General features: G+C 42.2%; 6 protein-coding genes. 5 read left to right on the top strand and 1 reads right to left on the bottom strand.

Going from position 1 to position 12,943, the window contains the following annotated elements; all coding sequences use genetic code 11:
- Window positions 1–53: 53 nt before the first annotated feature.
- The gene (locus tag NDQ71_RS18985; RefSeq protein ID WP_301562934.1) at window positions 54–2,234 is read right to left on the bottom strand and encodes a TonB-dependent hemoglobin/transferrin/lactoferrin family receptor; all 2,181 of its coding nucleotides are present in this window, start codon (window positions 2,232–2,234) and stop codon (window positions 54–56) included.
- Window positions 2,235–2,407: 173 nt separating this feature from the next.
- Here NDQ71_RS18985 and NDQ71_RS18980 point away from each other — a divergent pair, with 173 nt between their 5' ends.
- From NDQ71_RS18980 to NDQ71_RS18960, 5 genes are all read left to right on the top strand, one after another.
- Window positions 2,408–2,935, top strand: coding sequence for a MotA/TolQ/ExbB proton channel family protein (locus tag NDQ71_RS18980; RefSeq protein WP_301562933.1), 528 nt, complete (start codon window positions 2,408–2,410; stop codon window positions 2,933–2,935).
- Between the two features lies 1 nt (window position 2,936).
- Window positions 2,937–3,293, top strand: coding sequence for a DUF2149 domain-containing protein (locus NDQ71_RS18975; RefSeq protein ID WP_301562932.1), 357 nt, complete (start codon window positions 2,937–2,939; stop codon window positions 3,291–3,293).
- Complete coding sequence (gene cobN / locus NDQ71_RS18970; RefSeq protein ID WP_301562931.1) at window positions 3,290–7,210, top strand: cobaltochelatase subunit CobN; 3,921 nt, start codon at window positions 3,290–3,292, stop codon at window positions 7,208–7,210. Before NDQ71_RS18975 ends, cobN begins: the two co-directional genes overlap by 4 nt.
- Window positions 7,211–7,434: 224 nt before the next feature.
- Window positions 7,435–9,759, top strand: a complete 2,325-nt coding sequence (locus NDQ71_RS18965; protein ID WP_301562930.1) for a TonB-dependent receptor — start codon at window positions 7,435–7,437, stop codon at window positions 9,757–9,759.
- A gap of 449 nt (window positions 9,760–10,208) precedes the next feature.
- Window positions 10,209–12,872 carry a glycoside hydrolase family 16 protein gene (locus tag NDQ71_RS18960; RefSeq protein ID WP_301562929.1) on the top strand — a complete coding sequence of 888 codons (2,664 nt, stop codon included), beginning with the start codon at window positions 10,209–10,211 and terminating at the stop codon, window positions 12,870–12,872.
- Window positions 12,873–12,943: the final 71 nt, after the last annotated feature.

Below are 12,943 nucleotides of genomic sequence, written 5' to 3'. Positions count from 1 at the left end.
TTTGCTAGCAAAAGCACCCTTTATAACGCGAGCAATGTAGCGTGTTTTGCTCATTAAAAGTTATATTTAATCGTGGCAGAAAAGTTACGCCCTGCGCTGGCAAGGTTTGCTAAGCTGTCGCCAGCATCATGACCAGCAAGATTATTATGCTGGTAATACTCTTTATCAAATATGTTATTTACCGCTAAATTTAGCTGTGTATCAGCTAATCGATAACTTAACTGCCAATCAACCGTGCCATAACCTGGGGTTTGGTATTTTCCTTCATTTACCTTCGTCATTTGTTTTGCCCAGTTTAAAATCACATTGCTGGCAAAATCATCCTGTTTGTAACTAATACCTAGATTACCTGACAGCGGACTGATACTGGAAATATATTCATCTGTGCTGTTATCTTTACCATCTTGATATGCCACATTAAAGAATAGATCAAGGCTGTCTGTTGCATAAAAGGTCGCGCCAAACTCCGCACCTTTAATCGTTACAGAGTCAAGGTTGTGGTATTGAAACGTATCTTGTATATACGAAAATGAGCCATCAGCATTAAAAACGCTGTCACGGTTAACCAGCTCAGTGGCCAAAAAGTTATCAAACTCATTGTAGAAAACAGCAGCATTAACTGTAAAGCTACCAATATGGCCACGTAAACCTAGTTCGTAGCTATCACTTTCTTCCGCCGATAGATCATCACTTGGCATGATTTCATAGATGTATTCTGAGGTCGGTTGATTATAGTGCTCAATGTACGCTAAATCATAGGCTGGCACTTTGAAACCTTGGCCATATTGCGCATACGCCGACAGCATATCGTTAATGTAATAAAGTGCACCCAAATTAAACGATAGGTGTTGATCATCAATTTTTGCAAACTGAGTGCCATCCGTTTTCAATGCACCATTAGGGTCCATTTCATAATAGTCAAACCGAACGCCTGGGGTGATCACTAAACGTTTATCCATGAACGAAATTTCATCATTAATGAAAAAGCCTGCTCTGAAGGTATCATTGCGCGGAAATTTACTGGTTGAGTCATCTTTACTGACCACACCATCCGCTTCTCGGTATTCGTGCACGGTACGCAAACTATCAGTTGTTTCAATATCTAAACCAAAGCCTAACGTGTGCTGCTGATTTAGCTGCTTACTGGCGTTCGATAACAAGCCTTTCGTGGTTTGCTTATAAAGACCTGTTTTAAACATGTCACGCTTTTCAACGGTACCAAACATCGGCGCATTAATATCTAAAAATGCGTACTCTTCATCTTCTTGACTGCTTTCATTGTAGTACCCCCTCACATTAAATTGATCCCACAGCAAGGTTTGCGCGTTGCTGTGATAGCTTAATTGATACGAGTTAGTTTCTTTATCAGTAATAGTGTGCTCATCGACAATGTTATACCCGTATTGTGCTAATGAACGAAAATAAGCCAATAAACCATCAGCGCTATCACCTTTCGCTTCTTGGCGCCAAAGATCAACGCTAAAATCTAGCGAGTCAGTTTCACTGATATTGTACTTGCCCTTATACATGAAGCTGCTTGATTCAATGTCAAATGGGCTCAGTGATCCATCATAACTTTGCTCTTCTTCACCATCGCGTAAGGTGCTACTAAGCACATGTTCAACATCGCCAGTAATAAAAGCCAAAGTACCAGCAAGCGTATATTGGCTACTTAAATCGCTATAACCGGCTTTAACATTACCTGCAAATTGCTCACCCGGCTGTAAATAATCGCTGGCATCTTTAGTGGTAAACACCACAATACCGCCTAATGCATCTGAGCCATACAATGATGACGATGCACCCTTTGCCACTTCAACCTGCTTTAACGTATCTGTTTCAATAAAACCGCGCCCTACAATATCGTTTAAGCCATTTGCCCCATAACCCTCATTCATGCGCATGCCGTCTTTGATCATTAAAATGCGATCCGAGCCCATGCCACGCACTGTAATATTTTGCGCACCACCAATGCGACCCGTAATTTGAATGCTCGGGTCATATTTAAATAATTGATTGATGTCGGTTACTGCTTGCATTTGCATCTCTTCAGCCGTCATTACTGAAATACTCGCAGCCACATCTTTTAAAGGCTTTACAATACGAGAGCCTGAAACAACCAGTACTTCTAATTCATCATTGGTAATTGACTGCGTATCATCTGCAATCGCACTAGCATGAAAAAGAACACTGCTAATAGCCAGTGTGATCAAAGAGAGTGTCGGCTTAAACATTTTTACATCCTTAATTTTTATTAGTAAAGCAGTGAATTCCTGCAAAAAACGAGAGAATAATACGCCATTATGAAAATTGATCAACACTAATGATAATAAATTTCATTTAGATTCTTGATTAATTATATGCAATGCTTTAAATTTGCCGCCTACTAATAAAAGGGGTAACTACTGTGAGTATTCAAACCATTGAAGTATTAATGGCTAATGTTTCTGAAATTTTAATGACACCGGTGATCATCGCTATTGTAGTGTTATTTATTTATGCAATTTTTGCATTGGGGCGGTTCATCAGCGAATATTGTATTCGTAAAAAACACAGCCTGCTCTATCAACGTCAAATAGACACTAAAAGTCCCAGCTGGTTGCGCGGCTTTGATATTCATAATTACTTTATTAAACACCCCAACGCGAGCGAGGATGAATACGAAGTTTTTGCGCTAAAACAACTCGAAACCTTACGAATTGTCACCCGTATTGCGCCAATGTTAGGGCTAATTGCCACTATGATCCCGATGGGGCCTGCACTCAAAGCATTAGCCGATGGCAACATTCAGGGTATTAGTGAAAATCTGATCATTGCATTTGCAGCGGTGATTTGGGGGTTAACTATTTCGACTATTACTTTTTGGCCTGCGTCAGTAAAAAAACGCTGGTGTGCCCAAGAGCTAATTAACATTCGTAAGTTTAGAGGCCAGTGAGATGCGCTTTTTAGATGAAGATGAAGAGTTAAACCCAATTGTAAGTGCGGTTAATCTAGTGGATGTATTTTTAGTGATCATTGCAGCATTACTGATCGCCATCGCACAAAACCCTCTCAGCCCATTTACTGCAGAAAATGTCACTGTGGTAAAAAATGCAGGCAAACCAAATATGCAAGTAATTGTAAAAGAAGGAAAAGAAATAAAACAATATCAATCAACGGGTGATATTGGCTCAGGTGCAGGAATGCGTGCTGGGGTCGCTTATAAAATGGCCGATGGCAGTTTTGTGTATGTGCCAGAAGCCGGATCGCAAGATCAAAACACTAACAATAACAACGAGAAAAAAATCCCATGATGCGTTTTATCATTTTATGCTTATGTTATCTAAGCATAGTTACGCCAAGTATAGCCGCTGAAGATAAACCCCAAGTGCTAATGATGATGTCGAGCCATGTATCAAAAGCCAAGGGGGATTTATTAACCTCATTAAGCGCCGATCAACCTTTTACATTCACCAACTACAGCGCCAAAGGTAAATCTGAGCAACAAATAATGCAAGATTGGCAAAATGCGGATCTAATCCTACTTGATGGTATCAATCCAGCTTTATCTAAATTCATGTTTGCAAAATATCAGCCTTATTTAAGTCAGTTTTCAAACGTGCCTGTCGTGTCATTAGGCGATCTAGAGAGCAGCGCTATGAACCAAGGGCTAACAGCTAAGCAACATCAACAAATAGGCCTTTACTATAATAATGCAGGGCGCGAAAACTATCGCAATTTAATGCTTTTTTTAAGTAACCAAGTATTTAAATTATCAAACACCACAGCAAAAGCCCCTACAATCGTGCCAAATGTAGGCCTATATCATCCCGATTTTGATACGCTCGTTAGCGCAGATGAGGAAGCTTTCTTTTCGTGGCTTAAACCTGCCCTCAATCAACCGGTGATAGCGATTGGCGTACACCGTTCAGTGATTGATTATGAACAACAACAGGTTGTAGATGCGTTAATACGTGGCCTCGAAAGAAAAGGAGCAAAAGCCATCGCATTCTTTTTTGAGGGCAATGATGAAAGCCTCGCATACCCTGATTTACTCACTGATGACAAGGGCGCGCGGGTTGACTTACTAATCAATTATCGTTCATTACATTATGTTGAAAAACGCCGAGCTGAATTTGCTCAGATTGGTGTGCCCGTGATCCATGCTCTCAATTACACCGCAGGTGATGAACATGCTTTTGAGCAAGACCATGCTGGTATATCTCCCTCCCTCACCCCATTCTTTTTAGTAATGCCTGAAGATACCGGCAGTACCGATCCTACTATTATCGCGGCCAATCAAGAGGGTAAAAAAGTGGTGATGAAGGCCCAACTTGATGCCTTAATTGAACGTGCCTATAATCATGCAAACTTAAGCCATATCAAAGCCGAAGATAAAAAAGTGGCCACTTTCATCTGGAACTACCCGCCAGGAGAGAAAAACATTGGCGCTGCATTTTTAGATGTGCCCTCATCAATCACCAATATTGCCACAGCACTAAAAGCCCAAGGCTATCAAATTGACAGCCTAAGCCCGCAGCAAATTATTGCCAATGCCGGTCAATTATTGCGTCCCTATTATCGTAATGAAGATACCAGCGCACTTATTGAGCAAGGTTTAGCCGATTGGCTGCCTCTTGATACTTACTTAACATGGTTTAATGCCTTACCTACATCCGTTACTCAGCCAATTATTGAACGCTTTGGTGAGCCGCGCGATAACCCAATGGTTACTGAACATAATGGCCAACTAGCCTTTGTGATCCCACGTATGAAATTAGGTAACTTAATTGTATTACCGCAGGGTGTACGTGGGCAAAATGAGCAAGAACACTCCTCGTTATACCACAGCACTAAAACGCCAATTAACCACAGCTACTTAGCTATTTATTTATATGCGCGTGAAACCTTTGGCGCCAATGCCGTGATCCACTTAGGCACTCATGGCTCGCAAGAATGGTTAACCGGTAAAGAGCGAGGTTTATCCGTATACGACGCAGCAACTTTAGCTATCGGTAATATTCCTGTATTTTATCCGTATATTATTGATAACGTGGGTGAAGCAATGCAAGCCAAACGCCGTGGGCGCGCAACAATGATAAGCCATCTAACCCCCGGTTTTGCTAAAGCAGGTTTATATACCCAAGTCGCTGAATTAAATGAATTGCTCACTAACTTCATGATGCTTGAACAAGGTCAAACAAAGCAAAATACGCAGCGTCAAATTACTGAACTTGCCAGTGAGCTCAATATTTTAACTGACTTGGCGCTAACACCCGATGCACTCAGTGCTGATTTTGATAATGCAGTCACCCATATTCAAGATCACCTTAATACGCTTGCCCAAATGAGCCAGCCATTAGGCATTCATATTTTTGGTGAATTACCCAAAGAACAACACTTATACAGCACTATTTTGCAAATGCTCGGAGATGAATTTACCCAAGCCGCCGCGCAGTTTGAACAACAACATCACCTTACACTGTCTGTTGAACAACAAAAAGATCAGCGCAATGTGGTTAATCTTGAAGCACTTGAAGGCTATCAACTCGTTAAACGATTTATTGCTCAAAACAGTAATAGTAACGACCCTGTATTAGCAGCATTACCAGCAAAACTGAACTTACAACTTAATGAAGCTAAAAAATATTGGGATAACTTTCATGATATTGCTGAGCTAAGTGGTTTAGTAAATGCGCTTAACGGCGAATATATTCCGGTCAGTTATGGTGGCGATCCAATCCGCAGTCCTGAAGCTGTGCCTACAGGTCGTAATTTAATTGGTTTTAACCCAGCCAAAGTGCCGTCTAAAGAAGCTTACCAAGCCGGTGTGACGTTAATGGAGCAAACCATTAATGACTATCACAGTAAACATGGTCGCTTTCCACAAAAGCTAGCTTTCTCATTATGGTCATTAGAAACCATGCGTCATCAAGGGGCACTGGAAGCACAAATACTTCATGCCATGGGGTTAAAACCAAAATGGGATCATCAAGGTAATGTGATTGATACTGAGGTTATTCCCTATTCAGAGCTTGGCCGGCCACGCATTGATGTGGTGATATCTGCCACCGGTTTGTACCGCGATGCATTTCCAAATGTCATGTTATGGCTCGCTGAAGCGATTGATAAAATTGCCAAAATGAAAGAAGACAATAACTTTGTTTATCGCCATACCAATAGCCTAAAAGAGCAACTTTTAGCGCAAGGAAAAAGCGCAGCAGATGCTGATTACCTATCGTCAATCCGGTTATTTTCCAACGAAACTGGTAACTATGGAACCGGTCTTGCTGGTGCAAGTTTAGCGTCAGATAGCTGGGATGAAGAGAGTAAACTCGCTAATTTGTATCTTGATCGGATGGGTTTTGCGTTTGGCAAAGATGAACAGCGCTGGAGCGAAAATGTTAGCGATAGCAATTTATATAGCCAAGTGCTCTCTGGTACTGATGGCGTTATATTCTCACGCTCAACTAACTTATATGCACTGCTGACCAATGATGATCCATTCCAATATTTTGGCGGTATCGGCCTTGCCGTACGTCATTTAGATGGTAACACGCCAGAGATGTACGTCTCTAACTTACGCCGTAAAGATAATGTCAAAGCACAAACCCTCAGTGAATTTGTCAATGCTGAAATGCGTAGCCGTTATTTCCACCCTCGTTGGATCAAAGCCATGCAAGAGTCTGGTTATGCCGGAGCCACAGCCATATTTGATCGCATGAATAATATGTGGGGCTGGGAAGTTATGACACCAGAAGCAATTAGAGATGACCAATGGCAAGCGTTTTTTGAAGTCTATGTTGATGATAAGTATGAAATGCAAATGCGTGAGTTCTTTGAACAACACAATCCAGAAGCACTCGCGCAAATCATCGAACGTATGGTTGAAGCGGTACGCAAAGGTTATTGGCCAGCGGATGCACAGACATTAAAGAAAATGCTTGAAACCTACATTGACATAGCCAACCAGCATGATGTGGTGACCGATAATGAAAAATTCACTGAGTTTGTTAAAAACCAAGCGCCAGGCTTTGGTTTAGCGCCGCTGCTCCCTGGCAGTACGCAAACCTCAGTTAATGCTGCGGGGCAACAGCAAGTAAGCGGTCAAAAATTAGCACAGGTAGAGCAAAAAAGTAAAGATAGCGAACATGACTACACGCTTTGGTACATATTATTTGCAATTTTTACCCTTGGCGCAGCCAGTCCGCTACTGAGCAAAAAACGTTAACTTATTTGCCCAGCATCCCTCTTGCTGGGCTTTTCTATTTTATCCTAACCACCCGTACTAAGTACTGAAGTAATTTCACCCTTGTTTATTTTAATATGAATATTATTCACTAAATGTAAATATTTTCACTTACACAATTGAACATGCAACTGATAATTGTTATCATGCCGACCTCGGTTACTAATTAGATTTATAATCTTTATTCTTTTCATGAAGGAAGTACAATGAAATCCCGTCCGCTTTATTTGGCCTCACTGATCAGTGCATTATTAACATCAACAACGCTTATCGCTGATGATGACACCGCTGAAAATATGGAAGTTATGGTTGTCACGGCGTCTGGTTACGAGCAAAAATTAATTGATGCACCCGCGAGTGTCTCGGTTGTTTCTCGCGAAGATCTCCAAAATAAGCCGTTTACCAGCCTTGCTGATGCACTTCGTGATATCGAAGGTATTGATGTCGGCGCAGGGCAAGATAAAAACGGTAATATCAGCATTACTATGCGTGGTTTACCGGCTAGCTATACGCTCGTGTTGATTGATGGTCGTCGTCAAAGTGATGTAGGCAATATCGGACCAAATAATTTTGGCAATAGCCAATTTATGTACATGCCACCACTGGAAGCAATTGAGCGCATTGAAGTTGTACGTGGGCCAATGTCTACGTTATACGGTGCCGATGCCATCGGTGGGGTCATTAATATCATCACCCGTAAAAACCTTGATAGCACCCATGGTAGCGTGACTGTAAGTAGCAATATTCAAACCGACGACCAATACGGTAACGATAACAAAATCGACCTATATTTAACCGGCCCAAGTGGTATCGAAGGGTTAACATATGGGATCCGTGGTAGTTTTTACGACCGCCAAGAAAGTGAGCCTACATACAGCGAAAACTTACCGCTACCAGATGGCAGCATGTGGGTTGATGATGGCAGCTTTGGCGATAAAAAAATCGTTGCAGCGCGTAACTGGAATGCGGGCGCCACAATAAACTATCTGCTCAATAAACAAAACGAAATTACCTTTGAGTACGATATAGCTAAACAACGCTACGATAACACCGAAGGTCAAACGGGTACGCTAGATAGCCCAGTCAGCTTATGGCGTGTTAGTAAAGGCATTGTACAACCGCGCGTTGGTTATACACCTTATCAACGTGTTGAACGTGAGCAATTTGTCCTCGCCCATGTTGGTCGCTATGATGCTGGCACGCTTACCAGCAGCATTACCCAAAGCAGCAGCGAAAACTTTGGTCGCTCATTACCGCTTAATGTACAAGAGCGCTTAGGTGTGCAAGCCATTTGGGATCAAGCGGTACAAGATCAAGGCACTGACAAGCCTGAGTTAACAGATGCAATTTACGCTCAACTTGATGAGACTTTTTTACCTCGTCCAATGCGTACATTAAAACTTGATAACTTAATTATTGATACTAAGTTTGAATCAAATATAGATAACCACTATTTTGTAGTTGGCGCACAGTATTTTGATGCCGAAATGGAAGATGGTGTATTTGGTATGTACGGGGATGGTTTCCGTAAAGGTACGACTCAAAATCACCGCCAAACCGCTATTTTTGCAGAAGATAACTGGGAAATAACCACAGATCTAACCGCTACTTTCGGCGCCCGTTATGATCACCATAATATTTTTGGCTCACAAGTCAGTCCGCGTGCTTATTTAGCTTACTCTCCTGCAGATGAATGGACCTTTAAAGGTGGTATCAGTACTGGTTATAAAACACCAGAGCCAAACCAATTATTCCCAGGCATCACCGGCTTTGGTGGCCAAGGTACTAAACCTTTTGTTGGCACGCCGGATCTACAACCTGAGACCAGTGTAAACTACGAAATGGCCGCTTACTTTAACGGTAATGATAACTTTAGCGGTAATATCACGGTGTTTTACAATGATTTTAAAGACAAAATCATTAACCAAGATAACTTGCCAAACTGTGAAGTGGCCATCGCTGATGAACCTTGTGTTGAAATTGGCGCAGGTTGGGCTGGCATCGGTAGCACCACCTTTACGCAAGCTGCTAACGTTGATAAATCAGCAACTCGCGGCGTTGAAGTCGCTGCTAATTGGCAAATTATCGACAACCTTGCACTGCGTGGTAACTTTACTTATACCGACAGTGAAGTGAAAAGTGGCCGTGATGAAGGGCTTCCTTTGGTTAATACACCTAAAAACATGTATAACTTAACGCTTGCATGGCAGCCATTAGATGATTTGAGTATTTCACTTATTTCAGAAATTCGCAGTGATCGTTACCGCGGGACTGCTAATGTATCTGGTCCACAAGGCCCTGAAACACAAAAGTTATATTACAAAGCCTATGATTTATATCATCTCGCCGCGAGTTATAAAATTAATGATAGCCTAGCACTGAATGCACGTATTAATAATCTATTGGATGACGACTTATCAAGCCGCACTTGCTTGTTAGCAACATCACAAGAAGAATATGAATGTACCTCAGATTATAATACCACGCAAAAAGCGCGTAGTTTTTGGGTATCTATGAGTTACAGTTTCTAAATAAAGATCTATAAGAATACAGCCCAGCAGCAATGCTGGGCTAAAACGCCTCAAAACCCAAAATAACACTTAAATCTAATTGTATAGCAACCGCTTTTGCTCCCTGTGCTGCCGCTTCATCAACTCCAGCTTCTGCTTTCTAAGCGCACACGCGTATTTATATAATGGTTAACTGAGCAAGTTCAGTTGTTTATTCAGTAATAAACAACTAAATAAATATAAATAACCAATACTAAAAGACCGAAAACACACTAAGCGTTAAATATAAGTTAAAAAAATAGCTTAATTTTGTTGACCAAATATCAACATTGGCATACGCTTTTGTAAGCGCTTACACCTTGAGGTGTGTTTTTTATCTCGTAATGTAAGCGCTTACAAATTCGTTGGAATACACAATTATAATTATCAACGATGTTCTTACAATTTTTTGTCGAACTGGGGTTCAACTGATGAACATGACAACAATCAAATTAAGCCGACTTGTTGCTGCTATTTCGATAGCAACGCTTGCGGGATGTGGCGGTGGCGCCGAAACCGAAACTAATTTAACTAAGGTCGATCCAACAGAGCCTGTTTCTGATTGGCAAATGGTATGGAGCGATGAATTCGACAGTGGCGAAATTGACGCAGCTAAATGGAACTACGAAATCAACTGCGATGGCGGCGGCAATAACGAAAAACAATGTTATACCAACAGCCCAGACAATGCCTTCATCAACGATGGCATGCTCAACATTGTTGCCCTGCCAGCGGCTGAAGGTGCAGAAAAACCCTTCACCTCAGCAAGACTCACCACCCAGTACAAAGCTGATTTTAAATATGGTCGCTTTGAAATGCGTGCCAAATTACCATCAGGCCAAGGTAGCTGGCCTGCATTTTGGATGATGCCAACAGATTCTGTTTATGGTGGTTGGCCGCGCTCTGGGGAAATTGATATTCTTGAGGCGGTGAACCTTAAGGTAGCAAACGAAGACGGCAGCCTTGAATCACATGTCCACGGCACCTTACATTATGGTCGCGAATGGCCTAATAATGCCAGCTCTGGTAAAGCTTACGAATTTCCACAAGACATGAATCCTGCCGATGATTACCACACCTATGCAATTGAATGGCAAGAAGGTGAAATTCGTTGGTATATAGACGACTATTTATTTGCAACACAACGCCAATCTGAAGTTCGTTATAATTCAAAAGACGAAGCAGTTGGCTTAAAACATCGTGGTTGGTTTGCTGAATACTATGAGCAAGGCTCTGGAGAGCTAGTTACTCATTGGGACAGTGCACCATTCGATCAAGAATTTTTTATGATCCTAAACTTAGCCGTAGGCGGTGATTGGCCAGAAAACGTTAATAACTTAGGCGTCGATGCTGGTGCCTTTGCCGACGGTCAAACTTACTCTATTGATTACGTTCGTGTTTACGAATGTGCATCAGACCCAGAAACCGGTAAAGGCTGTGAGACAGTGCGCCCAGGCTACGATAGCTTAGACGATGCGTTAGTAGAAGGTGCAGCACCAGTGCCTACACCACCGAGCGATGGCGTGGCAAAAAATCTTGATATATTTGATGGCAGCCTAAATGCTAATTGGCTTGCTTGGGATTGTTGTGGCGGTACAACACCAGAGATCATTGCTGATCCAGATAAAGGCGAGGTTGTTAAGTTTAATATTAATGACAACAATGGCACTGTTTTGGGCTTTTCAACGCGTGGCGGTCATTTCCCTGATGACTTTGCAGGAACATCGGCGCCATTTGATGCGTCACCATTACTTGAATTAAATGGTCGCTTAACATTTGACATGAAAGTAGTGACTCCTCCTGCAGCAGGTACACCTTGGCTATTCAAAGCCGAAGCAGGTGATGGCGGCCCTAGCACCGGTGATGTACCCCTTAGTGAAAGTGTAGAAGGTGTGGAGCCTGTTACTGGTCAATGGCAAACGTATACCTTTACACTTGCTTCACTGCAAGAAAGAGGCTTAGATTTAAGTGCTATCGATGTACTTATGATGTTCCCAGCATGGGGCGCAGGTGAAGGTGCAGAATACTTAATCGCTAATGTTGCGATTGAAGGCGATGTAGGCGCATCGCCAGAAGTCGACCTTTTCACTGACGGACAAAACCTAGATTGGCCAATGTGGGACTGTTGTGGTGGTTCAACACCAGTTGAAGTAATGGATGACGCTGAGCACGGTTTAACAGCTGAATTTAGCATCGGTGCAGAACCAACAGTGATGGGCTTTACTAATCGCAGTGAATTTGGTGGCAGTGCAACCCCATTTGATGCCAGCGCAATTTTAGAAAAAGGCGTTGTGCAATTTGACATGAAAGTAACATCAATGCCAAATACAGCGGATGCTCCATGGTTACTAAAACTTGAATCACCAGGTACAGCAAGCTTTGCTGAAGTAAACTTGTCAGACAGTGTTGAGGGCGCAGTTCCAAGCGCAGGCGAATGGCAAACTTATACCTTCAAATTAGTCGATTTAGCAGCTGCCGGCCTTGATGTTAGCGCCATTGATGTAGTGATGATTTTCCCTGCTTGGGGCAGCGGCGAAGGGGCTGTTTATCGTGTTGATAACGCAAAAATATACGACCCAGAAGCCATGCCAACCGGTAGTGACTTAGTGTTATTTAAAGACACTGCACCTGAGCAATGGAGTATTTGGGATTGTTGTGGTGGCTCTACACCAACCGAAGAAGCAGATGACGCGGATCACGGTACAGTTGCCCAATTTATGATTGGTAGCGAGCCAACTGTTATGGGCTTTTTAGCCGATGACGAGGTATCGTTTGATGCCTCACATTTATTAGCCGATGGTGTTGTGAAATTTGATATGAAGGTAGTCTCAGCGCCTTCAAACCCTGACTCGCAATGGCTATTTAAAATAGAATCAACACTTGATGATAACTTTGCCGAATTTCCTTTAACAGCCAGTAATGAAGGACAAAACGTACTTGTTGGCCAATGGCAAACCTTTACCTTTAATGTACAAGACTTGTATGACGCAGGCCTTGATATTAGTGCCATTAACGTTGTGATGATATTCCCTGCATGGGGCACCGGCAATGGTGCGGTGTATCGTATTGATAATGCCATGATCACACGAAACTAATAGCGTCAATTCAACGGGTTGGTAAGTGCGCTTACCAACCAAAGTAACAAATTTGTATATAAGTAGACTAT

This window comes from Pseudoalteromonas sp. KG3 (assembly GCF_030436385.1).
Lineage (GTDB): Bacteria > Pseudomonadota > Gammaproteobacteria > Enterobacterales > Alteromonadaceae > Pseudoalteromonas > Pseudoalteromonas prydzensis.
The sequence above is the reverse complement of the archived record's forward strand: the minus strand, read 5'-3'. Positions and strand labels throughout refer to the sequence as shown.

Coding starts and splice junctions, on each gene's coding strand:
- NDQ71_RS18975 (WP_301562932.1), top strand. CDS start 2,937: ATGCGCTTTTTAGATGAAGATGAAGAGTTAAACCCAATTGTAAGTGCG.
- NDQ71_RS18965 (WP_301562930.1), top strand. CDS start 7,435: ATGAAATCCCGTCCGCTTTATTTGGCCTCACTGATCAGTGCATTATTA.
- NDQ71_RS18960 (WP_301562929.1), top strand. CDS start 10,209: ATGAACATGACAACAATCAAATTAAGCCGACTTGTTGCTGCTATTTCG.
- cobN (WP_301562931.1), top strand. CDS start 3,290: ATGATGCGTTTTATCATTTTATGCTTATGTTATCTAAGCATAGTTACG.
- NDQ71_RS18985 (WP_301562934.1), bottom strand. CDS start 2,234: ATGTTTAAGCCGACACTCTCTTTGATCACACTGGCTATTAGCAGTGTT.